The 26,085-nt window shown below is 35.2% G+C and carries 20 protein-coding genes and 1 pseudogene; 18 read left to right on the forward strand and 3 right to left on the reverse strand.

The genetic code is table 11. The annotated features are described in order from the left end of the window. Positions 1-6: 6 nt before the first annotated feature. Genes IEV50_RS08715 through IEV50_RS08730 form a run of 4 tightly spaced genes read left to right on the forward strand, consistent with a single transcriptional unit; the run spans position 7 to position 5,395 of the window. Positions 7-1,143, forward strand: a complete 1,137-nt coding sequence (locus tag IEV50_RS08715) for a glycoside hydrolase family 26 protein (RefSeq protein ID WP_188413145.1) — start codon at positions 7-9, stop codon at positions 1,141-1,143. A 29-nt stretch (positions 1,144-1,172) separates the two neighbouring features. Further along, the gene (locus IEV50_RS08720; protein ID WP_188413147.1) at positions 1,173-2,999 is read left to right on the forward strand and encodes a sodium:solute symporter family protein; all 1,827 of its coding nucleotides are present in this window, start codon (positions 1,173-1,175) and stop codon (positions 2,997-2,999) included. A 19-nt stretch (positions 3,000-3,018) separates the two neighbouring features. After that, entirely contained in the window at positions 3,019-4,191 is a 1,173-nt protein-coding gene (locus IEV50_RS08725; protein ID WP_188413149.1) for a glycoside hydrolase family 130 protein, read from the forward strand. 13 nt (positions 4,192-4,204) lie between these two features. Next, positions 4,205-5,395, forward strand: coding sequence for an AGE family epimerase/isomerase (locus tag IEV50_RS08730; RefSeq protein ID WP_188413151.1), 1,191 nt, complete (start codon positions 4,205-4,207; stop codon positions 5,393-5,395). A 134-nt stretch (positions 5,396-5,529) separates the two neighbouring features. Here IEV50_RS08730 and IEV50_RS08735 read toward each other — a convergent pair whose 3' ends face one another. After that, complete coding sequence (locus IEV50_RS08735) at positions 5,530-7,488, reverse strand: sialate O-acetylesterase (RefSeq protein WP_188413154.1); 1,959 nt, start codon at positions 7,486-7,488, stop codon at positions 5,530-5,532. A 352-nt stretch (positions 7,489-7,840) separates the two neighbouring features. Here IEV50_RS08735 and IEV50_RS19915 point away from each other — a divergent pair, with 352 nt between their 5' ends. Continuing rightward, positions 7,841-8,020 (forward strand): hypothetical protein, encoded by a 180-nt coding sequence (locus IEV50_RS19915; protein ID WP_188413669.1) that lies wholly within the window; start codon positions 7,841-7,843, stop codon positions 8,018-8,020. An 81-nt stretch (positions 8,021-8,101) separates the two neighbouring features. Here the strand turns inward: IEV50_RS19915 and IEV50_RS08745 are convergent, their stop codons facing one another. After that, positions 8,102-8,335, reverse strand: a complete 234-nt coding sequence (locus tag IEV50_RS08745) for a hypothetical protein (RefSeq protein WP_188413155.1) — start codon at positions 8,333-8,335, stop codon at positions 8,102-8,104. Positions 8,336-8,407: 72 nt separating this feature from the next. Here IEV50_RS08745 and IEV50_RS19920 point away from each other — a divergent pair, with 72 nt between their 5' ends. The 13 genes and pseudogenes from IEV50_RS19920 (at position 8,408) to IEV50_RS08810 (ending at position 21,815) form a co-directional block, all read left to right on the forward strand. Next, positions 8,408-8,521, forward strand: coding sequence for a hypothetical protein (locus IEV50_RS19920; protein ID WP_371870271.1), 114 nt, complete (start codon positions 8,408-8,410; stop codon positions 8,519-8,521). A gap of 186 nt (positions 8,522-8,707) precedes the next feature. Next, entirely contained in the window at positions 8,708-9,235 is a 528-nt protein-coding gene (locus tag IEV50_RS08755) for an HD domain-containing protein (protein WP_188413159.1), read from the forward strand. Between the two features lie 179 nt (positions 9,236-9,414). Next, entirely contained in the window at positions 9,415-10,092 is a 678-nt protein-coding gene (locus IEV50_RS08760; protein WP_188413161.1) for a response regulator transcription factor, read from the forward strand. Beyond that, positions 10,089-11,342, forward strand: coding sequence for a sensor histidine kinase (locus tag IEV50_RS08765; protein WP_229746676.1), 1,254 nt, complete (start codon positions 10,089-10,091; stop codon positions 11,340-11,342). Before IEV50_RS08760 ends, IEV50_RS08765 begins: the two co-directional genes overlap by 4 nt. Before the next feature lie 6 nt (positions 11,343-11,348). After that, positions 11,349-12,017 (forward strand): cytochrome b/b6 domain-containing protein, encoded by a 669-nt coding sequence (locus IEV50_RS08770; protein WP_188413163.1) that lies wholly within the window; start codon positions 11,349-11,351, stop codon positions 12,015-12,017. 119 nt (positions 12,018-12,136) lie between these two features. Then, positions 12,137-12,439 (forward strand): hypothetical protein, encoded by a 303-nt coding sequence (locus IEV50_RS08775; RefSeq protein WP_188413165.1) that lies wholly within the window; start codon positions 12,137-12,139, stop codon positions 12,437-12,439. Between the two features lie 72 nt (positions 12,440-12,511). Further along, positions 12,512-16,859: pseudogene (locus IEV50_RS08780) on the forward strand (CusA/CzcA family heavy metal efflux RND transporter). A gap of 131 nt (positions 16,860-16,990) precedes the next feature. Next, positions 16,991-18,121 carry an efflux RND transporter periplasmic adaptor subunit gene (locus IEV50_RS08785; RefSeq protein ID WP_188413167.1) on the forward strand — a complete coding sequence of 377 codons (1,131 nt, stop codon included), beginning with the start codon at positions 16,991-16,993 and terminating at the stop codon, positions 18,119-18,121. A gap of 432 nt (positions 18,122-18,553) precedes the next feature. Further along, positions 18,554-18,982 (forward strand): QcrA and Rieske domain-containing protein, encoded by a 429-nt coding sequence (locus IEV50_RS08790; RefSeq protein WP_188413169.1) that lies wholly within the window; start codon positions 18,554-18,556, stop codon positions 18,980-18,982. A gap of 3 nt (positions 18,983-18,985) precedes the next feature. Then, a complete protein-coding gene (locus tag IEV50_RS08795) occupies positions 18,986-19,420 on the forward strand; it encodes a thioredoxin family protein (protein ID WP_188413171.1) in 435 nt (144 codons plus the stop codon). A 2-nt stretch (positions 19,421-19,422) separates the two neighbouring features. After that, positions 19,423-20,355, forward strand: coding sequence for an FAD:protein FMN transferase (locus IEV50_RS08800; protein WP_188413173.1), 933 nt, complete (start codon positions 19,423-19,425; stop codon positions 20,353-20,355). A 2-nt stretch (positions 20,356-20,357) separates the two neighbouring features. Next, positions 20,358-20,588: a DUF4266 domain-containing protein gene (locus IEV50_RS08805; protein WP_188413175.1), complete on the forward strand. Its 231-nt coding sequence runs from the start codon at positions 20,358-20,360 to the stop codon at positions 20,586-20,588. Positions 20,589-20,603: 15 nt separating this feature from the next. Beyond that, on the forward strand, positions 20,604-21,815 hold the full coding sequence (locus IEV50_RS08810; RefSeq protein WP_188413177.1) for a DUF3570 domain-containing protein: 1,212 nt from the start codon (positions 20,604-20,606) through the stop codon (positions 21,813-21,815). 538 nt (positions 21,816-22,353) lie between these two features. On the opposite strand, the gene IEV50_RS08815 is transcribed toward IEV50_RS08810, so the two are convergent. Then, on the reverse strand, positions 22,354-26,001 hold the full coding sequence (locus IEV50_RS08815) for a PAS domain-containing hybrid sensor histidine kinase/response regulator (RefSeq protein ID WP_188413179.1): 3,648 nt from the start codon (positions 25,999-26,001) through the stop codon (positions 22,354-22,356). Between the last annotated feature and the right edge of the window lie 84 nt (positions 26,002-26,085).

Genomic DNA, 26,085 nt, shown 5'->3' on the forward strand with positions numbered 1-26,085 from the left:
CAAAGAATGAAAAAATTCTTCCCCGCTTTACTTTTACTATCTTTTACTGCACTTAATGTATGTTTGAGTCAACAATCTGCCTTAAAAAATTACACCATTGATACCAAAGCAACTGCAGAAACAAAAGCATTATTTTTTAATCTGAAAAATTTATCAGGCAAAGGAGTATTATTTGGACAGCAAGATGCTTTAATGTATGGAATCGGTTGGAAAGGGGAGTTTGATAAAAGCGATGTTAAAAGTATAACTGGCTCTCATCCGTCACTTTTTGGTTGGGATTTGGAAGCCATTGCGAAGAGCGATAGTGAAGAAAATCAAACCCAAAATGCCGAAAAGCTTAAAAGTTATTGTTTACAAGCCTTCAAAATGGGCGGTGTAAATACGCTAAGCTGGCATGTTCAAAATTTTGTTACAGGTAAAAACTTTTACGATACCACTAAATGCGTTTCATCGATATTACCTGGAGGAACAAAGCACAAGGAATTTACTAAAGCGCTTGATAAAGTTGCTTTATTAATAAAATCTTTAAAAAATGATAAAGGAATTTCCATTCCTGTAATTTTCCGCCCCTTTCATGAAAATACAGGCAATTGGTTCTGGTGGGGTAAACCATTTTGTACAGCACAGGAGTATAAGGACTTGTGGCAATTTACGGTTCAATACCTTCGAGATAAAAAGGGTTTACATAACGTTCTGTATGCTTATTCTCCAGATCGGATTTCCGGTAATTTAGATAATTATATGGAGCGCTATCCGGGAGATAATTATGTTGATGTATTGGGCTTCGATAATTATTATGAATTAAAAGATATCAATGATCAAAAATCGGTTGAGTTAGCCGTAAAATCAATGGGGCAGATTTGTAATTATGCCTCATCCAAAAATAAAATTGCAGCATTAACAGAAACAGGTCAGGAGAAAATTGTACAAACTACTTGGTTTACTACGATTTTTAATAGAATAATGAGCGACACAGCTGCATCCAAAATTTCTTATATGATGGTTTGGAGAAATGCGCACACCGGTCATTTTTATGCGCCTTATCCGGGTCATCCAAGCGTAGAAAATTTTAAGGATTTCTACAATAACCCAAAAACACTTTTCCTAAAAGATGTAGGAACAAGTTTATATAAGATACAATAACCAAATAATTACAGCGAAATCATCAAATAATGAAGTTACAATTAATAGACGTTTTAATCATCATTCTGTACCTGGCTACAATGATTTTCATTGGATTTTGGTATCGAAAAAAAGCCAAACAAAACAAAGAAAGCTATATGATGGGTGGTAAGTCACTCCCATGGTACAAGCTTGGTTTAAGCGATGCATCCGATATGTTTGACATTAGCGGAACCATGTGGATGGTGGCCTTATGTTTTGTTTATGGCTTAAAAAGCATTTGGATTCCGTGGCTTTGGCCAGTGTTCAATCAGGTTTTTATGATGATGTTTTTAAGCAAATGGTTGCGTAGGAGCAATGCAAATACCGGTGCAGAATGGTTACAAACTCGTTTTGGAACGATTGGAAAAGGGGTAAGAGGTTCGCATGTAGTGGTTATCGCATTTGCGCTCATTAGCTGTTTTGGTTTTTTAGCTTATGGTTTTATTGGTTTAGGCAAATTCATGGAAATTTTTATTCCCTGGGATTATATAAAAGGTTACGTTCCATTTGAAGTTTCTGCCAGGTACGTTCCGCATTTTTATGGGATTGTATTTACGCTTTTTGCCATGTTCTATTCCATTTTGGGTGGCATGCATAGTATCGTTTTAGGCGATATGATTAAATATGCTTTTATGACGATTGGTTGTATTGCCATTGCAGTTATTGCAATGAATCATCTGCATGGGCAAACACTAAATGTTCCAAAAGGTTGGGATGATCCATTTTTTAACTGGAAATTAGACTTGGATTGGAGCAAAATCGCTGCCGAAGCCAATAAAAAAATTGCCGATGATGGTTTCAGTTTATTTGGGGTTTTCTTTGGGATGATGTTATTGAAAGGTGTTTTTGCATCACTTGCAGGGCCAGCGCCAAATTACGATATGCAAAAGGTTTTAAGCACAAGAAGCCCAAAAGATGCAAGCAAAATGACAGGCTTTGTTAGCATTATTTTGCTGCCTATTCGTTATTCAATGGTTATTGGATTAACGGTTTTGGCTCTGTTGTATTATAATCAAATTTATTTAAAAGGACCAGATGGCGTAACCGATTTCGAAAGAATTTTACCTGCAACCATTAATAATTTCCTGCCAGTTGGTATATTAGGTATTGTGCTTACTGGCTTGCTGGGTGCTTTTATGGGTACTTTTAGCGGAACCCTAAATGCCGCACAGGCCTATATTGTAAACGATATTTATTTAAAATACATAAACCCCGAAGCCAGTACAAAAAAGGTTATCAATATGAATTATATTGTTGGCGTATTGGTTGTTGCAATTGGCGTAATCTTGGGTTTTTTCGCCAATAATGTAAATGATATTCTGCAATGGATAGTAGGCGGATTATATGGTGGCTATGTGGCAGCCAATTGTTTAAAATGGTATTGGTGGCGCTTTAATGCCAATGGCTTTTTCTGGGGAATGGCAGTTGGTATTGCAGCTGCATTGGCTATGCCATATGTAACGCATGGTTTACCGTTGTATTGGTGGCCATTGTTATTTGTACTTTCGATGATCGGGTGCATTGTTGGTACTTTTGCAAGCCCACCAACTGAAGAAGCCGTTCTCAAATCATTCTACAAAACAGTTAGGCCGTGGGGCTTTTGGAAACCAATACACGCTTTGGTTGTTGCAGATGACCCAACCTTCGCGGCCAATAAAAGATTTAAACTCGATATGTTTAATGTTGTGCTGGGTATTATCGCTCAGCTTTGCTTAACCATTTTACCAATGTACTTTATATTAAGCATGCATACTCCACTTTTTATTACGATTGCTATTCTCGCTATTATCGTATTCATTCTGAAAAGAACCTGGTGGAATAAATTAGAAGACTAAAAAAGATATAGAATTTTTTATGATAGATTTTGAAAAAAGAAAGCAGCAATTAGAAGAAGCTTATAAAAACTTAGTTGCGCTAAATAATAAAAAAGCCGATTTAGGAAATGGCATTTTCGATAGATATGAAAATCCAATTTTAACAGCTGGCCATGCACCTCTAAATTGGAAATACGATTTTAATCCGCAAAAAAATCCTTATTTATTAGAGCGCATTGGTATTAATGCAACTTTTAATGCTGGTGCAATCAAATTTAATAATAAATATATTTTGGTGGTTAGGGTAGAAGGAACCGATCGGAAATCGTTTTTTGCCATTGCCGAAAGCGACAATGGAATAGATAACTTTACTTTTTGGGATGAACCAGTAACGCTTCCTGAAACCAGTGAGCCAGATACAAATGTTTACGATATGCGTATTGCATTTCATGAAGATGGCTGGATGTATGGTTTGTTTTGCACCGAAAGAAAAGACCCTAATGCACCTGCGCACGATCAATCCATGGCAGTTGCGCAATGCGGAATTGTGCGTACTAAAGATTTAAAAACATGGGAGCGTTTAGCTGATTTAAAAACCCCATCGCCACAGCAAAGAAATGTAGTATTGCACCCCGAGTTTGTAGATGGAAAATATGCTTTTTATACGCGTCCGCAGGATGGTTTTATTGAAAGTGGTACTGGTGGTGGAATTGGTTTTGGATTAAGTGATTCTATAGAAAATGCAGTTATCGAAAAAGAATTAATTGTTGATAATAAAAATTACCACACCGTTTATGAAGCTAAAAATGGAATGGGACCAGAACCAATTAAAACTGAACATGGGTGGTTGTTTTTGGCTCATGGCGTAAGAAATACCGCTGCCGGATTGCGCTACGTTCTCTATATGTTTATGACAGATTTGAACGATTTAACCAGGGTGATTTATAAACCGGCTGGTTATTTTTTAGCTCCTGAAGGAGAAGAACGCATTGGAGATGTATCAAACGTTGTTTTTAGCAATGGATGGATTTTAGATGAAGATGGAAAAGTATTTATCTATTACGCTTCTTCTGATACAAGAATGCATGTTGCAACCAGCACATTAGATATTCTTTTGGATTACGTAATGAATACACCTGCAGATGAATTGCGTTCTGCAGCTACCGTAAACAGAATTTTAGATAACATACAAATGAATAAGGTCGTTCATTAATTTCGGGATAGTTTTGAAATTAGAAATAGAAAAATATAAAGATGAATTAAGCGCAGAGTTGGAAAATATTCTGGATTATTGGGTACACTTTACTGTTGATGAGATTAATGGTGGTTTTGTTGGGAAGATTGATAATTATAATAATATTAATTTTTCTGCACCAAAAGGCAGTGTTCTAAATGCAAGGATTCTCTGGTCTTTTTCTGCTGCTTATAATTTAAAAGCAAATCCAGAATACCTTGCAAATGCAAATCGTGCTTTTGAGTACATAACTAATTTTTTTATAGATAAAGCATTTGGAGGTGTTTATTGGCTTATTGATGCAAAAGGTAAACCCGTTGATAAAAAAAAACAGGTTTATGCCATCGCATTTACTGTTTATGCTTTTAGCGAATATTATTTAGCCAGCAAAAATGAAAGTGCTAAAAAAATGGCAATTGAGCTTTATAACGATTTAATTAATCATAGTTATGATTCTAAAAAGGGTGGCTATTTTGAAGCTTTTAGCAGAGAATGGAAATCCTTAGATGATTTGCGCCTAAGCGAGAAAGATGCTAATGAAAAGAAAACAATGAACACGCATTTGCATGTTTTGGAAGCTTTTACTACACTTTACAGAATTTGGCCGGATGAAAATCTAAAGCTTAAGATTATCGAACTTATTAATGATTTTACAAAGCACATTTTGGAACCTGAAACCGGGAATTTAATTTTGTTCTTTGATGAAAACTGGAAGGCTAAATCAGATATAATTTCCTATGGACATGATATTGAGGCATCATGGTTATTGCTTGAGGCCGCAGAGGCTGTGGGTGATGAAACACTGATTGAATCCGTAAAATCTATCTCTGTTAAAATGGCCGATACTTCTATAAATGGTTTAGATACTGATGGTAGTTTATGGTATGAATATGAACCTTCTAAAAACCATCTTATAAAAGAGAAACACTGGTGGGTTCAGGCCGAGGCGATGGTTGGTTTTTTTAATGCCTGGCAAATTTCGCATGATGAAAAATTCTTAGAAATCAGCCTGCGAAACTGGATGTTTGTGAAAAGCAAAATCATCGATTATGATAAAGGCGAATGGTTTTGGGGAATTACAGAACAAGGCGAAATTATGCCTAAAGAAGATAAAGTTGGCGTTTGGAAATGCCCTTATCACAATAGCCGGGCTTGTATAGAAATAATTAGAAGGATAGCATAATCAGTATTCGTTCCGAATTACGTTGAATTTAATTTTAAGCCCATAGCCAGTTTAACAAGAGTATAAATCACTATTCTGTCTGTGTTTCACAGACAGAATAGTGAGATGCAATGGCGTAGCCAGAAAATATCTGTCTATTTCTTTCCGTATGTTACGCCATTCCAGTTATCCGTTCTGAAAGGAAATAAAGGGAATCCTTTTGAGTTGACAACGTTAGCCTCAGCCGGATTATCTTCCCAGGCATACCGAACAGCTACAGGTTTTTGCACTTTTTCACTAAAAACTTCTATAATGTTTTTGTTTACAATTTTTGCATTTGCCCAATACCAAACTTTGTCTGCTCCGGCAATCTGGAAGTCTCCCAAAACATCAGATTTTGATTTTAGCCCATCATACACATTGTTGATTTTAATGGTAATCAATTTTTCTTTTACAATAAAACTTTCGTAAACAGCACTTAAAGAATCAACAGGTAAATGGTAAACCTGCTTTTCTGCCAGCAGAGCCAATCTTCTACCAACCTCTTGTTTATTTTTAGGATGAATATTTGCCGGATCACCAACATCTATAGCAGTAACCATTCCGGTATTTTTCACTTTTTGAGTTAAGTCTTGAGCTTCTCTAACTTCAGCCCAGTAAGAATCAGCAGGATTATCATTTTTTTTATGGTAATTCGCCAGCTGTACAAACAAAAACGGAAAATTTTTGTCCTTAAATTTATTCCTCCAATCTGAAATCATCCTTGGAAAAAGCTCCCGGTATTGATAACCTCTGTCCCAATTGCTTTCGCCTTGATACCAAAGAACGCCTTTAATGCTTAAATCAATTATCGGACTAATCATATTGTTGTACATTAGTGTTGGTAATGTATTCGGACTAATTTGCTTTTCTGGCCGGTTATATGTCGTTAGTTTATAACCAATTTTATATTTCCATTCTCCAGCTAACGAGGTAAATCTTTCATTTGTGTTCAAATAAAATAAATTTGCTTTACTCATAAAGCCACCATCACCGCCATAATTTTCTATTCTAACCGTAAGTACATTTTTACCAACTTTTAAAAGTTTTTGCGGAATGGTATAATTGCGATTTATACCCCATGAATCTCCAGTTTTGCCTATTAATTCTCCATTGAAAAAAGCTTGATCAGCATTTAAAATTACGCCTAAATTAAGTATAGCATTTTTTTTTAAATCTTTTTCGTTAAGCTCAATTTCTTTGCTAAACCAAACAATACCATCCATTTCCCATAAATCTGGTTTTCCTGTAAATTCCCATCCGTTGGGTAAACTTATGCTACTCCAATTTAAGGTATTACTATTTGCCCAAGTGTAAACGCCATTTTTGAAACCTTCATCCCCACGATTAAAGTCGTCTACCCATTGCTTATTCAGCAATCGCTGTTTTTGATTATAAGCAGCGGTATCAAATTTTGAGACTTCCTGTGCTTTTTTGCCAAAGGTTTCTTCGCCTAATAATCCCTCGCTACTTATCCAGCTTTCAATTACAGTACCACCCCAGCTTGCATTAATTAAGCCTACCGGAACTTTTAAATCCTGGTTAATTCTTCTGCCAAAAAAGTAACCAATAGCCGGAAAGTATTTCGCATTTTCACTTGTACATAAATTCCAGTTCCCTTTACTATCGTCTTTCTGTGTTAAAGAAATCTGCTTATCAATGCTATATAATCTAATTTGAGGAAAGTTTGCTTGCTTTACTTCCACGTCTGCATTTAAAACATCCTGAAGATTAAACTCCATGTTAGATTGACCTGAGCAAATCCATACATCACCAATTAAAATATTGGATAAAATGATTTTGTTTTTACCCTGCAAAATCATTTCAAAAGGACCACCAGCCTGCATTTTTGGTATTTTTACCTGCCACTTTCCATTTGCATCAACTACTGTTTTTACATTTTTACCCGCAAATGCAATTTGGATTTTTTCTCCAATTTCTCCATAACCCCAAATTTTAATCGGCTTATCTCGTTGTAAAACCATGTTATTGCCAACCAAATTTGGAAGCTTAATTTCTGCCTGGCTCGCAGCAGATATTAAAATAAAAAAGATTAAAAGTTTAATTTTATACATTTCGAAAATTACTAAAAGCTTAACGAATAATCTTTGATTATTTTATCTAAAGTCAATGCTTTTTAGGCATGCCGGAAATCAGCTTGTTAAGCCTTTTTCTCCAATTCAAGCGAATTAATGATCAGATTTAGAATATTAAGCTAATTTTTAACTTATTCTCTTTTAAGATGTTTATTTCTAAAACATTTGAATCTATTTTACCCGTAACTTGTATAATGATGAGTATTAATACTAACCTTTAATCACATTATCTTGCTTCACCATTCATTTTTATCAGTATATCTTTTATACTATTTTTTGTCTGCCATTGCGTTTACCTCTTGCCTGTACCTAATTACATAATGGAGGTGGGCTGGAAGAAATTAATTCTTTTTTCGACCATACAACGTTATATGGTGTTTCCTATGTTGTGGTGCAGCATCTTTCTGCAAACTTTAAGAGCAGAATGACTGAAGTGCTTGTAAACATAGCGAACTATTTGTTCAAGAGGCAAATTAATGGATTCTTGTGGAAATCAACAGGGTGTACGTAATTCCATACGATAAGTCTATGAATATTCAAAATGGACGTCTTTATCTTCGCAATAGGGAAAAAACCAACAGTCCGTATCTTACTATAAATACTTTTTTAATTCGCTTGCTGTAGATTGTGGTAATAAAGCCACTTTTTTTGTGCTTTCCAGACTATGAAATGATGGTGCCGAAGGACTGATTGCCGTCAAAAAAGCAGGAGGGATGGTTATGGTTAGAAATCCATAAACTTCATCTTTTCCAAATATGCCCTTTAAAGCCATTGCAACCGGAATGGTTGATTTTAAATTGGAACCTGACTCAATGCTCGGTGCCATAGAATATTATGTAAATTATGGAGGTAAAATAAAAAATAAAGCGAAGATGATGATAAAAGCATTTCACTTATAATCGATTTGATAAAGCAACGTTCGAAGCTTGATTTTTCTGAATATAAGCCAACCACCATACTTCGTAGAATTAAATGTAGAGCAGCTTACCATGATTTATCACAATTGTCTTAGTATTATGATTTTCTAAGAAACTCACCTCAAGAAATTGAGGCGCTTTCAAACGATTTCCTCATCATTATAACCACCTTTTTCAGAGATAAATAAGCTTTTGATTAAAAATCTTTAAAGTCTATTATATGTTATAAAACTTCAAAATATTTGTTAAATAACATAAACTTCAGTTTGTCTACAGATTTAATGGATATACTAGCGGCATACCAAATTGGATTATTAGCGCTGATGAGAAAAGTAACCAGGGAAGCAAATCTATTTGTGGATAAGCTTTTAAATGAAAAACTTCCTTTATCCATGTATTTTCACAATTTTAGGCATACACTTCTGGTGTTAAAAGCCGTAACAGAAATTGGTAATCACTCAGGGTTAACAGATACTGAAAAGTATACTTTAAAACTCTCTGCCCTCTTTCACGATGTTGGATATACCCAAACGTATATGGGCCATGAGGATGCAAGTATTCAAATTGCATACGATTTTTTGAAAGGCGAAAATGTAATCGAAGAAATAATTGATTCCGTTTGTAACTGCATAAATGCAACAAAATTTCCTCAGAAACCAGATAACATGCTCGGTATGATAATATGCGATGCAGACTTTTATCATTTCTCCCTCGTTGATTATCCTATATATGCAGAGAACCTTAAAAAGAATGGGAAGAAAATCTGGGGATTGTTTACTCAGCAGAACAATGGGATATGCTTAACCTAAGTTTGCTTTCTTCCCATCAATATTTTGTTCCTTATTCTCGAAAGGTATTTGAAAAAGGTAAACAACTTAATGTTAAAAAGCTTCTGAACAATAGCATTAGTTAAAATAGTTTTTGTCTTTCTGTTTTTTGCACTAAACTTCAAGATGTCTTCAGTATCTTATGCCATATTTGTTTATATATGAAGATTCTGATTATTGAAGATGAATTGGGATTACAACGTAGTATTGTCCAGTATTTAATGGCAGAGGGTAATTTATGTAGTATGGCCTCCACTTATGCAGAGGCATTGGAAAGGCTGGCAGTATATGATTATGACTGCATACTATTAGATCTAACCCTTCCTGATGGAGAAGGGCTTCAGTTATTGAATTACCTTAAAAGAATGAATAAGACTGAAGGTGTAATTATCATTTCGGCTAGGAATTCTATTGAACAAAAAATTGAGGGATTGAGCCTTGGTGCTGATGATTATCTGATAAAACCATTTCATCTATCAGAACTAAACGCAAGAATACTTGCAGTTGTACGTCGAAAAAGTGCACATGGTGAAAGACATATTGAATTTAATGAAATTCGCATCGACCTTGATGCAAAAGAGGTTATTGTAAATGGAAAGGTAGTTTACATGACTAAAAAAGAGTTTGATTTGCTGCTTTATTTTGTTGCTAATAAGGGCAAAGTGATTTCAAAATCTGCTGCAGTTGAACATATTTGGGGAGATGATTCTGATATGGCTGATAGTTTTGATTTTATATACACACATATTAAGAATATAAGAAAGAAATTAATTGATGCAGGAAGTAAAGACTATTTTCATTCTGTTTATGGCGTAGGTTATAAATTCACTGATATATGAGGTTATTTACCAGGTACAACCAGATACTCCTAATTATAAGTCTCTTCGGATTACTCATCATTGGAATTCTTTTTTACAGAATGTTGGTTTTTTATCTTGATAGACAGATAGACCATGACTTAGTAGAGGAAATTATGGAGGTGAAAGAATATTCAGATAAAAATTCTTTTTACAAACCACATGAATTTGAAGATTTGATTGTTCAATATAAAAAAATTAAGCAAGCCCGTCTTTTAAGCATTTATGCCGATACGGTATTTTATAATCCTGTAAAGCATCGTACCGAATCTGCAAGGTATCTTAAAACAGAGTTTGAAATTGTTGGGCAGCCTTATCAGGTACTGGTTATCGCATCTAAATTTGAGCGTCAGGAGCAAATAAGGAATATCTGTCTTATCATTTTACTTCCGGTTATGTTATTGTTTGGGCTTGTGTTATTGGTTAATCGGATTTTACTTAAAAAAATATGGAATCCTTTTGAGCAGCTTTTAAAAAATATTACTGCATTTAATATTAGTCAAGAAAATCCATATAAATCAGTTGATATGCCGATTATGGAGTTTAGGCAGCTTAACCAGGTATTGGTAGAACTTTCGGGTAAGGTAAAGTCTGATTATGATGAAATTAAACTTTTCACAGAAAATGCATCTCACGAGATGATGACTCCTTTAGCAGTCATCAATTCCAAACTTGATAATATGCTTCAATCTAATGTATTGGGTAAAGATGACGGTGAAACTTTGGTTGAACTTTATAAAGCTACTTCTCGTTTGACAAAACTTAACCAATCGTTGTTGCTTTTGGTTAAAATTGATAATAATTTGTTGCAGGATGAGGAAAAAATTCACCTGAAATCACTGATAGAAGAAAAGACGGTTTACTTTCAGGAGCTTATTTCAGAGCGAAATCTAATTTTAGATTCAGCCTTGGCTGATGTAACTATAGCTGCAAGTCGGCAATTATTGGAAATATTGATTAATAATTTATTCAGTAATGTTATCAGGCATAATTACGATGGTGGTATGATAGAAATTAGATTAAATGCCGAAAAAATTGTATTCTCCAATACTGGTCATAATAAAGCACTAGATCCGGAAAAGATATTTGACCGTTTCTATAAAGATAATAGCTCTGAAGGTACGGGTTTAGGGCTTGCTATACTCAAGCAGATTTGTAACCGTCAGCACTATTTGTTAGAATATTCTTACCATCACGATTTGCATACATTTACTATTAAATTTAATAAATAAAATTATATGGCCATTATAGCACCAACTAATCAAGAAATCGGCGAGGCAAATAAAGGGAAGAGGTACGCAGTGTCTACGCGTATCTGGCATTGGGTAAACTTCATAATCATAATTGGTTCATTGTTAACCGTTCTCATCAATTCTATATTGTTTGATGGTTCTCAGCGAAAGTTTGTTAAAGATGAATTGATGAATGCCGGCGCAACAGTTAGCGATAAACAAGCAGGTGCGGTAACTCATGGCCTTGAAGATCAGGTATGGGGCATACACATTTACTTCGGTTATGCACTTGCAGCGCTTTTCCTTTTCAGGTTGATAGCAGAGTTTTTTCTGCCCTCATCTCAAAGAATTATTCCTAAAATTAAAAAAGCTTATCAGGCTTATTTCATCTTAAAAAGAGAAAGAGAAGCTGCAAAGCATGAGCTGGTAGTGAAAGGATTATATATAATTTTCTATATTTTGCTGTTAATAATGGTAATTACTGGGCTACTACTCGCTTTTGAAGATTTTGTAGATATTTCCAGAGGCATTAACCATAGTATTAAGGAATTTCATGGCTTCTGCATGTATTTGATACTTGCCTTTATTGTGGTGCATTTCGCCGGAGTCTTTCTTGCTGAAAAAAAGGATGGAAAGGGAATTGTTTCGGATATGATTAATGGAGGAGAAAACTGATGATTTTTGACTAATTTAGCCAAGTCCATATCCTAATGATAAAAAAAACTGCTTTATTTTTATTATGCTGCTATCTTTTTTCAGCAACTGAGCTCTCTCAGTTTTTAAAACTTCCAGTTTTGATAAGTCACTACCTGGAGCATAAACAACAGCAAGAGGATTTGTCTTTATGGGGATTTTTATGCATTCACTATGCAAATGGTGATGTTCATGATTCAGATTATCTTCAGGATATGAAATTGCCATTCAAAACCTGTTCTAATCAAGGTCATGGAGAAAAGCCGCTCAATATGAGATTGGCTGAAAGTCTTGTACCGGAGGATATGGTTACTGAATATCTACCACCCAGGTTAGGTTATTACAAATTTATGGAAACCGCTGCACTCAGAGGTTCAATTTGGCAACCGCCAAAGTTGAGTTAATTTCTTATACTGCTTTTAAGCGCAGATATAGGATTAAACTTTCATAATTTTTAATAACTTATTTAAGATTTTATGCTCAATAGAATAATAGAATTTTCGATACGCAATAAGCTTATCATCGGGCTTTTTATTTTTGCGCTTATCGGATATGGATTTTACGAAATCAAAAAACTGCCCATAGATGCAGTTCCCGACATTACCAATAACCAGGTTCAGGTCATTACCATCGCGCCATCTTTCGGTGCTACTGATATAGAGCGGCTGGTTACTTTCCCCATCGAACAAGCCAACAGCAATATTCCAGGAATGCTGGAAATCAGAAGTTTTTCACGGTTTGGTCTTTCTCTTGTAACGATTGTGTTTAGTGATGATACTGATATTTATTGGGCACGACAACAGGTTGCAGAGCGTTTGCAACAGGTTCAAACACAAATTCCGCAAGGAATTGGTACACCAGAACTTGGTCCGGTATCAACAGGGTTAGGAGAAATTTATCAATATGTGGTTCGCCCAATGAAAGGTTTTGAACATCTATATAAAGAAACCGAACTCAGAACGATTCAGGATTGGATTGTTAGAAGACAATTGCTGGGGGTTAAAGGCGTAGCTGAGGTAAGTAGTTTTGGTGGTAAGCTTAAACAATACGAAATTGCCATAAATCCGAATAAACTCCAGTCGTTCGGTATTACAATAAATGATGTATTTAGTGCTATTGATAGAAACAACCAGAATACAGGGGGTGCTTATATCGAAAAGGGGCCTTCCGTATTATTTATACGCACAGAAGGCTTAGTTGCAAATGTGGAAGATATCGGTAATATTTCCATCAAAACTCCTCAAAACAGACCGCTTTTTGTTCGTGATGTTGCTGAAGTTAAAATCGGCTACGCTACAAGATATGGTGCAATGTGCTATAATGACCAGGGTGAGGTTGCCGGCGCAATTGTGATGATGCTTAAAGGTGCAAACAGTAGCGAAGTAATTAAAAATGTAAAAGACAGGATTGCTCAAATTCAGAAGACACTGCCCAAGGGTGTTATAATAGAGCCTTTCTTGGATCGTACCAAAATGGTCAACAATGCTATAGGCACCGTAGAAAAAAATCTATTGGAAGGTGCGCTTATTGTTGTTTTTGTACTTGTTCTATTTCTTGGCAATTTCAGGGCTGGACTTATTGTAGCTTCTATAATTCCATTAGCTATGCTTTTCGCTATAATTATGATGAACACTTTTGGTGTGAGCGGAAATTTGATGAGTTTGGGCGCATTGGATTTCGGGCTTATTGTAGATGGTGCGGTTATTATTGTTGAAGCCGTTATGCATCAACTCTCACATCATAAAAAAATCCCTTCCCTTTCAAAAATAAGTCAGGAGGAAATGGACGGTCAGGTAAAGCATTCTGCCGGAAAAATGATGAACAGTGCAGTATTTGGGCAAATTATTATCCTTATTGTTTATCTCCCAATTTTTAGTTTACAGGGTATTGAAGGTAAAATGTTTAAACCCATGGCACAAACAGTTGCCTTTGCTTTGCGCATTTATACTTTCTCTTACTTATATTCCGATGATGAGTGCACTTTTCTTGAGCAAAAAGATAAAGCAAAAGCCTAATTTTTCTGATAGGATCATGGCCAGATTAGAATTGAGTTATCATAAAACACTTTCAAAAGTAATTGGCTTTCCCAAAACAGTGCTCTTAACCGTGCTTTCGCTTTTTATAATATCGATTGTTACCTTAACCTTTCTGGGCGGAGAATTTATTCCGGCATTGGAAGAAGGCGATTTTGCTGTAGATACTAGAGTGCTTACAGGAAGCAATATTTCTACAACAATAGAAAGTACACAAAAAGCAGCTCATATTTTGAAAACTCAGTTCCCTGAAGTAGAAAAGGTAGTTACAAAAATTGGAAGCGGTGAGGTACCAACAGATCCAATGCCAATGGAAGCCAGCGATATGATGGTGATACTTAAGGATAAAAAAGAGTGGACCTCAGCTAAAACATTTAATGAACTATCCGAAAAAATGGGTAAGGCACTGGAAGCTGTGCCTGGGATAACGGCAGGATTTCAATACCCTGTACAAATGCGTTTTAATGAATTAATGACAGGGGCAAGGCAGGATGTAGTATGTAAGATTTTTGGCGAAAACCTAGATACACTTGCCATATTTGCAAAAAAAATGGGATCGATTATTAGCAAAGTAGATGGTGCTCAAGATCTTTTTATTGAGCCTGTAACCGGAATGCCGCAAGTTTTAATTTCTTATAACAGAGCTTTAATCGCACAATATAATCTAGATATTACGGATGTTAACCGGATTGTAAATACAGCGTTTGCCGGACAAAGTGCAGGCCTTATCTTTGAAGGTGAAAAACGTTTTCAGCTTGTAGTAAGGCTCGATGGGGAGCAACGCAAAAATCTCTTGGATATTCAAAATCTATTAATTCCAACGCCTACAGGTGCGCAGATACCTTTATCGCAATTAGCAACTGTCGAAATTAAGAATGGTCCGAACCAAATCCAGCGCGAAGATGCCAAGCGAAGAATGGTTGTTGGTTTTAATGTTAGGGGTAGGGATGTACAGACAATTGTTGGTGAACTTCAGGAAAAGGTAAATTCCAAAATTAAATTTCCACCGGGTTATTATGTTACTTATGGTGGTGCATTTGAAAACCTCAATGCAGCAAAAAAGCGTTTAATGGTTGCTGTGCCGGTTTCGCTGGTGCTTATTTTTATTCTCCTGTTTTTTGCTTTTGGTTCGGTTAAGCAAGGGCTGCTAATTTATTCTGCAATTCCTTTATCAGCCATAGGCGGAATTTTCTTTCTTGCTCTACGCGGAATGCCTTTTAGTATTAGTGCAGGTGTAGGTTTTATTGCGCTTTTTGGTGTAGCAGTATTGAATGGAATTGTTTTGATAGCAGAGTTTAACAGGCTTAAAAAAGATGGCATGGCAGATTTAAAACAAATTGTATTGGAAGGGACAAAACTAAGATTAAGGCCTGTAATGATGACTGCTTTTGTAGCATCACTGGGATTTTTACCTATGGCTTTAAGTAACGGAGCCGGAGCAGAAGTGCAACGCCCATTGGCTACAGTGGTTATAGGTGGGCTTATGATTGCAACATTTTTAACCCTTTTTGTGTTGCCTGTTCTTTATATAATATTTGAAAAAGGAGCAGTATTTTCTTTAGGAAAAAAAGTACCTGTTTTGGTCGGCTTTATTTTAGTACTTTGTGTAGGTAATGCGCAAGCACAGCAACCTATATCGCTTAGTGCAGCGATAGATACCGCAATGAAAAAAAGTTTGATGGTAAAAAACCAAGCCTTAATGGTTAAATATCAGCAGCAGCTTATTAAAACCTCTACTATATTACCTTTTACAAACTTTACCGGTGAATTTGGTCAGCTGAATAGTGCTTACAACGATAACCGTTTTGGGTTATCTCAATCTTTCAGCTTTCCAACAGTTTACCGTAACCAAAAGAACTTGCTCAATTTGGAGGCTGATCAAGCCATAACAAGCGCTGATATTAAAACCTTTGAACTTAGCAAAACAATAGCAGATGTTTTCGATAATTTTCTATATTTAAGAGAGAAGCAAAAACTGATTTTAAAGAGTGATTCCCTTTACAGTCAATTTCTTGAAAAGGCAAACATTCGCTTTAAAGTTGGCGAAAGCAATATTATGGAAAAAGCTACAGCAGAAACACAGAAAGCATCCGTAAACTTTCAGCTTAATCAACTACGCCAGGAAATGGAAACGGTATTACTTCAGTTTCAGGTATTGCTTAATACTGCCATCAAATTCTATCCGGAAGGCAGCATACAAAAAAAACAATTATCAGAAACTACTGATAGCGTTGAGGTAAATAAAAATTATAAGCTCCGGTTTTATCAGCAGCAACAATTAATCAGTAAAGCAATAACTAGGGTCGAAAAATCAAAATTACTTCCCGAACTAACTGTTGGCTATTTCAATACTTCTATGAAAGGAACGGGAGCAGATGATCGTTATTATGGAAGAGACAAAAGGTTTCAGGCAGCACAATTGGGAATAGGAGTACCCATTTTTGCAGGTGCTCAAAAAGCTAAGGTATTAGCGGCGAAAGTTAATGAAGAGATTGCCGATTCTAATTTCCAACTGCAAAAACAGCAGCTGGAATTACAGATTGAAACGGCAAGGCATCAATACCAATATGGTGTGGAGAATATATATAATTATGAAAAAAGCGTATTAAAAAATGCCGATTTGATTATCCAAACTGCAAATAAACAATTTATTAACGGCGATATAAATTATCTGGAGTGGGGAATGCTGATTAATCAATCTATTATCATTCGAAGTAATTATCTCGATCTTATTAAAACTTTAAATCAAACGGTAATTCAGCTTAACTATTTAACCTCTAAAAAACAATGAAATCATCATGATTTTTCAAAACCACTCAGTAGAATAAGTAAACCGAGCTGGCGAGTTTTTCAACAAAAAAAAATAAAAAACTACAGAGAAATCATGATCGCTTCATCACAATTAAAACAAAATTTATACCGATGAAAAATATAATTTCAATTCTAATCATATTTCTTCTATTTGGCTGCAGCCAGGAAAAGGCCGCTCCCGAACAGGTAGAAAATACAACTACCGAATCTGATGTGGTAGCACTAAATACCGCTCAATTGAAAAATGCGGGTATTGAAACTGGTAAAATGGAAAATCTTAATATCGCTTCCGTAATTAAGGTAAGCGGGAGTATAGACGTACCGCCACAAAATATGGTATCTGTTAGTATGCCACTTGGCGGATACCTCCGTTCGACAAAGCTTTTACCAGGTATGCATGTAAATAAAGGAGAAGCGATAGCGGTAATGGAAGATCAACAGTACATACAGATGCAGCAGGATTACCTTACAATAAAAGCTAAGCTTGATTTTGCCCAGCGTGAATATCTGCGCCAAAAAGAGCTGAATCAAAGCCAGGCAAGTAGTAATAAGGTTTTTCAGCAGGCTGAAGCAGAATACAAAACTTTGCGAATTAGCCTTGGCGCATTTTCTGAAAAATTGAGCCTGATTAATATTAATGCTGGCAAACTTAGTGAGCGAAACATTTCAAGGCAAATAAATCTATATTCGCCCATAACTGGTTTTGTATCAAAAGTAAATGTTAACATAGGCAAATACGTAAACCCATCTGATGTGCTTTTTGAGCTGGTTAATCCAACAGATATACACCTTAATTTAAATGTTTTCGAAAAGGATCTTCCAAAATTAGCCATAGGTCAAAAACTTAAAGCTTACAGCAACAATATGCCTGATAAAAAATATGATTGCGAGATTATTCTTATTAGCAAGGATCTTAATACAGATCATGTAGCCGAAGTTCATTGTCATTTTGAAAACTATGATAAGACATTAATTCCAGGTATGTACATGAATGCAGAAATTGAGGTAAACAACAATACCTCGGCTACATTGCCAGACGAGGCATTTGTTGATTTTGAGGGAAAACAATATATATTTATTGCCTTATCTTCAAATAAGTTTAGAATGAATCCAATAGAAACAGGAATAAGCGAGTCTGGTAGAACGGAAATAAAACATCCCGAATTGGTTAAAGATAAGTTTATTGTAACAAAGGGAGCGTACACACTTTTGATGAAACTTAAGAATAAGGCTGATGATTAAAGTATCTTAAAATACTAGTCATTAATCTCCAATCATAAACATGTTGGTTGGCAGCACAAGGTGCCATTTGTACTTATCGCAAGTTTGATCGATGTGTTACGTATAAATACTTTTAATAACATTACAAGCTTAAAGCTGACTGGCTTAACCTTTTTTTATTTAGGCTCAATAAAATTATCATTAACAAATATTTAACAAATTTTCGCAAAAACTACAGAATGTCTCCAGACTTCATCTGTATTTTTGTTACAAATAAACTGTTTTTCATTGTATATCATGAAATGAAAAATAGATTGGAATGCATGGGACTCAATTTTTTTTATAGATAGAATTTTTCAGATTTTAAAGTTAGTGCTTATTGATAATTAATGATTATCAATTAACACATTGGCTAGATATTTTATTATATTTCTTATTTTAACTATAAAAATTATGGACAGAAAAGATTTCCTTAATAGTATTGGAATGAGTGCCGCGGCCTTTGCCATATTAAATTGTGTTGGTTGTAAAAAAGATTCAAACAGCAGTAGTTCTGCAGATATGACAGGGCCAACAGGAGTTAATTTTACCTTGGATCTTAGCCTTGCAGCTAATGCTGCCTTACTAAGTAATGGTGGATCGTTAATTTCTAACGGTGTAATCGTGGCTAAAACGAAAGGAGGAACATACATTGCCGTTCAGCGTTCGTGTACGCACGAAAGCTATACGCTTACCTATCAATCGGCGAATAGCCGCTTTTACTGTCCTAATCATGGCGCAACCTTTTCAGAATCGGGTACAGTAACAAATGGACCAGCAACACGCTCCTTAACAGTTTATAATACTCAATTAACAGGTAACAGTTTAAAAGTTTATTCTTAAAATATGAAATTACTTTTTGTAATCATCTTCTGGCTTTATGCTATTCCTGCGATATGGATGGGGGATTTTTCAGAAGCAAAGAAGCAGGCTAAAGATACGCATAAACAGATTTTGATTAATTTTTCAGGTTCTGACTGGTGTGGTCCGTGCATCCGGCTGCGTAAGGAAATTCTAGAATCAGAAAGCTTTGAAAAATATGCTGATGCAAATCTTTTATTGGTGCGGGCTGATTTTCCCAGACAGAAAAAAAATCAGCTTCCAAAAGAGCAGATTAAGCTAAACGAATCGCTAGCAGAATTATATAATAAGGATGGTAAGTTTCCATATACGGTTTTAGTTGATGAAAATGGTAAAGTACTTAAAAGCTGGGATGGTTTTCCTGATGAAACACCAGAAGCATTTATAAAAGAGATTGAAATCCTAAAAGCTAGTAAATAAAGATGGTAAAACCTGTTTCTGTATACCAGATAATGAAACTCATGGGAAATCGATTTGAGTTTACCGTAATCGCTGAAACAGAACAATTGGGTAAGCTAGCAATAGATGCAGCAATAGAAGAGGTTATGCGTGTTGAATCCCTGCTCACAACATTTAGCGATTTTAGTCAAACCAACTGTATAAACGAAAATGCAGGAATTAAGCCAATAAAAGTTGAAATAGAAGTACTCAACCTTATCGAGCGTTCTATCAGAATATCAGAAATTACAGATGGTGCTTTTGATATTACTTATGGCTCTATAGATAAACGCCTTTGGAACTTCGATTCAAAGATGACCAGTTTGCCCGACCCACAGACTGCATTAGCTTCGGTTGGACTTATAGATTACCGGAATGTTATTCTTGACAAAAGAAAATCAACTGTTTTTTTAAAAAACAAGGGCATGCGTATTGGTTTTGGTGGTATTGGTAAAGGATATGCAGCAGACAAGGCAAAAGTGATTCTTCAGCAGATGGGTATAGAAAGTGGTATTGTAAATGCTGCTGGCGATCTGGTTACCTGGGGTACTCAAATTGGAGGTCATCCCTGGACGGTAGGTATAGCTGATCCTGGGCAAACAGATAGACCGTTTTCTGCATTAAAGATAAGCGATATGGCCATAGCAACTTCAGGTAGTTACGAAAAATTTGTAACTATTGATGGAAAGCGCTATTCGCACACAATAGATCCGAAAACCGGATTACCTGTGAGTGGCGTGAAGAGTGTGAGTATAATTTGTCCGAGTGCAGAGCTTGCTGATGCGCTTGCAACTCCGGTAATTGTAATGGGTGTTAAAATAGGTCTGGAACTTATTAACCAAATTAAACAAGTAGCCTGTATCGTTATTGATGATAATGATAAGGTTTTTACCTCAAACAATATTAATGTGATATAAATATGAAACTTTCCAAAACATTTTTTCTTTCATTGATTACCGGGTTTTCCATTATCGGCTTGCTAAGTGCTTGCAGTAGTGTGAAACCTTATCAGAAAAGTAAGTTGAATGATGCAGATATGATTCTTTCAGCCCGAAAGGCACAAAAATTTGAGCAAAGTTTTCAGCTTTACCGCGAGGGAGCCTCTGGTGCTAACGGTGGTAAAAGCGGTGGGGGTTGCGGCTGTAACTAATATAAGAAAAAGAAAATGAGAAAAATTTATCTCCATGTGCTTTTTATGTACTTCGGTATACTAAGTACCTACGCTCAAACCAGACCTGAACCTGCAAAAATAGATAGCAGCAAATACCAATCTCGTAAACTAAAAATTGATGAGATTAATCTAGTTTCTGCTTATTATCACCAGGATGGCAATAATTCTGCAGTAACAGGTGGGATTGGAACTGAAAAACTTAGCGATTTTGCAAACACCATCGATCTTCAGCTATCTAAGTTTAATAAAAATGGTAAAAAGAACACGTTTGTTTTCGAGTTAGGCGTTGATCATTACACATCAGCTTCTTCTGATAAAATTGATCCAAATACAATTTCATCTGCTTCTGCAGCAGATACACGTATTTATCCGTCATTAAATTGGACTCGCTCTAATGAAGATACTGGCAATTCCTTTGGTTTTACAGGTTCTTACTCAACCGAGTTTGATTATCAGTCGATGGGTGCGGGATTTAACTTAACCCGGTTATCAAAAGATAAAAATACTCAGTTTGATTTTAAACTTCAGGCATTTTTAGATCAATGGACGGTAATATTGCCGATAGAGCTTAGAACCGGAAATGCCGGAAGAAATGGGGAGCAATATGATACTGCTCCAAGAAATTCTTTCAGCACATCTTTCTCACTCTCTCAAGTAATTAATCAGAAGTTTCAGGCAGCTTTAATATTGGAGCCTTCTTACCAAAAAGGCTTGCTGGCAACAAAATATCAGCGGGATTATTTTACAGATGGTTCATTGCGTTCAGAAACTTTACCAGATAAACGCTATAAACTTCCTATTGGATTGAGGATGAATTACTTTTTAAATGATCGTTTCGTAATTCGGACTTTTTACAGATATTATATGGATAATTGGGGGATAAGAGCTCATACTGCAGAACTTGAGATTCCTGTTAAAATCAATTCCTTCTTTTCTATAAGTCCTTTTTATCGTTATAATAATCAGGTAGGAACTAAATATTTCCAACCTTACGGACAACATTCACCATCCGAACAATATTTTACAAGTGATTATGACTTATCTACTCTAACCAGCGATTTTTATGGCGCAGGAATTAGATTTGCGCCGCCAAAAGGTGTTTTCGGTTGGCAAAGATTGAACATGCTTGAACTAAGGTATGGCCACTATTCACGCTCAACAAGTCTGGTTTCCAATATCGTTTCATTAAATCTAAAGTTTAAATAAAATAACTTTAAAAAAGATAGCATTTAATGAACTGTTTAAAATAGTTTACTGATTTTTAAATCAATATTAGGGCAGGTATTTACTAAGGTTATGCGGCTGGGTAAGTATCTGGTGAATCTAATAACCTGAGAGTTAGATTAATATTTCTTGAAAACAGGGTTCCAAGCATTGTTTACGTCATTTGGAGGCAAGAAGCAATTTATTTAGGTAGGAACTATTTTTCAGCTCGCACAAGTCCAGCTTCGCAAATGACGGCCGCTTTTATAAAACAATCTACTATATTCTAAAAGGCATTTTATTAACCGAACTCAAGTTAATAGATTAATCTTAGAAAATTTAAATGGTTTATAAATATGCTTTAATAATTTAGAATTTGGTGATTAACACTCAGGAAGATAATGCATTATAAATCAATTTATATTTAAAGCTTTTCAAATTAAAGCTTCTATAAACAAAAATATTTATTGATTAATTTTTCGAATCTTTTTAGAACTCTACTGTGTACAGATTTTATAATTAGAGATAAATATTTATTTCTTTAATTGAATGATAGTGCTAACCATTTCTCTAAAACCTCTAGAATTTGTTCTTCTTTATAAGGTTTTGTTAAGTAATCATTCATGCCACAAGATAGGCAGTGTTCTTCTTCATTTTTTGCATTTCCTGCGGTGGCGGCAATAATGGGCAATTGCCCTCCATTTGTAAGTAAACGGATTTCTTTAGTCGCCTGGTAACCATCCATTACAGGCATTCTGATATCCATTAAAACTATAGAAGGCATTTTTTCTTTGGCCATATTAACCGCATCAAAACCATTTTTGGCTTCTATTATATTGGCGAAAGGCATTATATCATGCAGTATGGTTGTTATCAAGAACATGTTAAAGTCATCATCTTCGGCAACGAGGATATCAATCTTTGTATTGTTTGTTTTACTATATAATGAAGAATCATTCTTTTCATCTTCAACGTCTTTAATTTTTAAGTGCGATAAAGCGGAAAGAAGTTGTTCAATCTTTAATGGTTTGGAAAGACGCTGTCTGATATCCAATTTTTCGCAGGATTTTCGTATTGAGCTATCTTCAGCAGAACTATGTAGTAAAATTATTGGTAATTCATTACCATTTTTAGCCATTACCATTCTTATATTTTCCGCTGTTTCTATACCATTAAGCCCAGGCATTTGGTAATCCATTAATACCACATCGATTGTTTCGTCGGCCTTTATAATATCTAATGCAGCTTCGCCCGTTGCCGCCTGGATAGATTTAATGCCTTGAGAAGATAGCATTTGGTGAATAATTGTCCTATTATTGGCATTGTCATCGACCACAAGGATTTTCTTAACTTCTCCAATATTTTCCCATTGGATTGTTATTCCTCTTTCAGATTTTAGTGTTACATCAAAGTAAAACGTACTTCCTTTATCGGCTTCGCTAACTAAACAGAGTTTGCTATCCATTAATTTAAGAAGTTTATTTGAAATATTAAGACCTAAACCCGTACCACCATATTTTCTTGTAGTTGAGTTATCTGCCTGAGAAAATGCCTTAAATATTCTTATTTTCTTATCGTCAGGAATTCCTATCCCGGTATCTCTTACACTGAATCTTATTTCAGACAAGAGCTCAGATGAAGATAACAATTCAAGCTTAAGTTCTATTTCTCCTTGTTTTGTAAATTTTACGGCATTTCCCAATAGATTTACCAATACCTGCTTCAAGCGATTTGAATCACCCCATATAAATCTTGGAAAATCTAATGGGATGTTAATCAGCATTTCGAGTCCTTTACTTTTAATCTGGTAGTCGATGATTTCTGATGACTGGGAAATGATTTCGTAAATATCAAATTTTTCATTATCCAATTCAAGTTTGCCAGCTTCAATTTTAGAGAAATCCAGAATGTCGTTTATTATATTAAGCAACGAATTTGCAGATTGGCTTGCTATAGAAAGGTATTGATGCTGTGTATCGTTTAGTTTAGTTTTTAAGATTAAATCTGTAAATCCAATAACTCCGTTTAACGGCGTTCTGATTTCGTGGCTCATATTGGCCAAAAATTCAGACTTAGCGATACTTGCAGCTTCTGCCTGAATCTTCGCTAGTTTTAGATCTTCTCGGTATTTAACCATCTCAGTAATATCTCTGGTAAATATCATCATGCCTTCGATTTTTTGGTCGTTAAACCATGGACGCATTTCCCAGGAAATATATTTTTTTTCTAAAGAGTCAGGAACAATATAAATATCTTCTTCTTTTTTTTCAATAGCTCCGTTAAGAACATTTTGATGCCTGATGAGTCTGTTTCTACCAAGGTTGGGGAAGATTTCGTAGTGTGATAAACCCAGTACTTCTCGCTTACCAATACGGTAATCTTCAATCCACTGGTTACTTACTGCAATGTACCTCATATTATTGTCTAACATTGCAACTGCAGCAGGGGCATGTTTCACAAAAGCGGTTAACCGGGCTCGTTGAGACTCTAAAGCAGTCTCCATAATTTTACTTTGTGTAATGTCATTTGCAATACCCAGGTAACCAACTATAAAGTCTGAACTATCTTTAACCGGCGTAACTACTAAAGAAACGGTGAGTCTCGTTCCATCCTTTTTAATATAAGTCCAGTCTCTCTTTTCAGAGTTGTTAAGTTTTGTCATTGCAGTAAAAACTTCAAAACCTTCAATTTTACGCCCAATTTCAATTGATATTTCTTGCTCACGTTTTTTCATTTCTTGAGCATCGTGTACAATATCGACATTATGTTTTCCTATCATTTCAACTGCTGCATAACCCAGCATTATTTCGGCACCACTGTTAAAAAGTGTAATGGTGCCATTTAAATCAGTAGCGATAATACTAATCTCTGATGCTGACTTTAGTACATTATCAAGCATTTTTTTTGCCTCAGCCAATGCTATTGATGATTTTTTCTGCGAATCAATATCCTGAAAAGTACCAAAAAGCCTAATGCATTTTCCTTCCTCAAATTCTGCATTTCCTAAAGCTCTAACCCAGATATCATTTCCTAAAGCAGTAATAATTTGTAACTCGTGGTCAAAACCTGCACCTGTTTTTAACGCATTTTCAATTGATCGAGTAATTGTTTCACGGCTCTCGCCAGCTTTATAAAAATTAATTCCTGTAGTAAGGTTTGGAATATAGCTATCATCCACTTCGTGGATTACTTTGGTCATTGTTGTCCAGTAAATTTTCTGAAGCTTAATATCAAAATCCCATCCGCCCACGCGTGCAACTTTATTTGTTTGCTCAAGGATTTGCTGAGTAAACTTAAGGTCCTTTTCTATTAAATGTTGATCGGTAATATCAAAAGCATTACCTATGATATATGGAGAAGAGCTAAAATTTTGGATATAAATATTTCTATATTTCCATACCCTTATTTTTTTATTCTTACCTACAACCAACATTTGCCCGCTGGCAAATCCTTTAGTAATTACGCTCTGTAAATACTGCCTTAATTGTGTATGCCCCGCTTGAGGTACTAAATCGAAAAGGGATAATCTTAATAATTCTTCAACACTGTAGCCAAGGTTTTCTGCGGCTGCATTGTTAACTGTAATTAAATTACCTTCAGTAGTATGAGAACAAATAAGTTCATTAGAATGATCGAAGAAAAACTTGAGCAGTTCATTTTCTCCAATAATGTCTAAGATTTGTTCAAATTGTAAGGTCGCTTCTTTGCCTTTCTTCAAAAGCTTATTTTTATCGGGATTATTTAGATTTTTAAGGTGCATGGATAGTAATCTAGAAATTTCTTCACTTAACAAAATCATAGATTGTAGCTGATGGCTGGCTAATATTTTCTTTTGAAAATCCATCAGGTTTAATACACCATAAATGTTTCCTCGCTCATCTACAAGTGGAAACCCTGCATAGAAATTGATCTTTCGTTCGTTTATTATTCCTTCTGCATTGGTAAAATCATTTTGAATATCCTCGCAGCAAAAAACTTGCCCGGTACTATGTACCATTCCAATTAAACTGCTTTCGTAAGCGTTGAATTTTTTCTCAGGATATTTATTTTCCCATTCGCTATCAATCTGTTGAGAAATGGAGATTTCGCAGATTTGCGTTTCTGTAATTGTTTTGGAAAGTGCCAATAGTACCGATAAACCACTCATTTCAACTGCACTTACATCTGGCTTTTTATAAATTATACTCATTTTTCAATATCATTAACAATAGGAAATCATTAAAAATATAATATACAAAGTAACATTTTAGTTATCAAATTTATTTGTTCTAAA

Origin of the sequence: Pedobacter mendelii (assembly GCF_014635725.1) — a bacterium.
GTDB classification, from domain to species: domain Bacteria; phylum Bacteroidota; class Bacteroidia; order Sphingobacteriales; family Sphingobacteriaceae; genus Pedobacter; species Pedobacter mendelii.

What these genes read in the sequence shown, in the direction of transcription:
- IEV50_RS08810 (WP_188413177.1), top strand. Translation starts at nt 20,604, where the DNA reads ATGAGAAAAATTTATCTCCATGTGCTTTTTATGTACTTCGGTATACTA.
- IEV50_RS08725 (WP_188413149.1), top strand. Translation starts at nt 3,019, where the DNA reads ATGATAGATTTTGAAAAAAGAAAGCAGCAATTAGAAGAAGCTTATAAA.
- IEV50_RS08735 (WP_188413154.1), bottom strand. Translation starts at nt 7,488, where the DNA reads ATGTATAAAATTAAACTTTTAATCTTTTTTATTTTAATATCTGCTGCG.
- IEV50_RS08765 (WP_229746676.1), top strand. Translation starts at nt 10,089, where the DNA reads ATGAGGTTATTTACCAGGTACAACCAGATACTCCTAATTATAAGTCTC.
- IEV50_RS08785 (WP_188413167.1), top strand. Translation starts at nt 16,991, where the DNA reads ATGAAAAATATAATTTCAATTCTAATCATATTTCTTCTATTTGGCTGC.
- IEV50_RS08800 (WP_188413173.1), top strand. Translation starts at nt 19,423, where the DNA reads ATGGTAAAACCTGTTTCTGTATACCAGATAATGAAACTCATGGGAAAT.
- IEV50_RS08770 (WP_188413163.1), top strand. Translation starts at nt 11,349, where the DNA reads ATGGCCATTATAGCACCAACTAATCAAGAAATCGGCGAGGCAAATAAA.
- IEV50_RS08815 (WP_188413179.1), bottom strand. Translation starts at nt 26,001, where the DNA reads ATGAGTATAATTTATAAAAAGCCAGATGTAAGTGCAGTTGAAATGAGT.
- IEV50_RS08760 (WP_188413161.1), top strand. Translation starts at nt 9,415, where the DNA reads ATGAAGATTCTGATTATTGAAGATGAATTGGGATTACAACGTAGTATT.
- IEV50_RS08795 (WP_188413171.1), top strand. Translation starts at nt 18,986, where the DNA reads ATGAAATTACTTTTTGTAATCATCTTCTGGCTTTATGCTATTCCTGCG.
- IEV50_RS08745 (WP_188413155.1), bottom strand. Translation starts at nt 8,335, where the DNA reads ATGGCACCGAGCATTGAGTCAGGTTCCAATTTAAAATCAACCATTCCG.
- IEV50_RS08790 (WP_188413169.1), top strand. Translation starts at nt 18,554, where the DNA reads ATGGACAGAAAAGATTTCCTTAATAGTATTGGAATGAGTGCCGCGGCC.
- IEV50_RS08715 (WP_188413145.1), top strand. Translation starts at nt 7, where the DNA reads ATGAAAAAATTCTTCCCCGCTTTACTTTTACTATCTTTTACTGCACTT.
- IEV50_RS08755 (WP_188413159.1), top strand. Translation starts at nt 8,708, where the DNA reads ATGGATATACTAGCGGCATACCAAATTGGATTATTAGCGCTGATGAGA.
- IEV50_RS08805 (WP_188413175.1), top strand. Translation starts at nt 20,358, where the DNA reads ATGAAACTTTCCAAAACATTTTTTCTTTCATTGATTACCGGGTTTTCC.
- IEV50_RS08720 (WP_188413147.1), top strand. Translation starts at nt 1,173, where the DNA reads ATGAAGTTACAATTAATAGACGTTTTAATCATCATTCTGTACCTGGCT.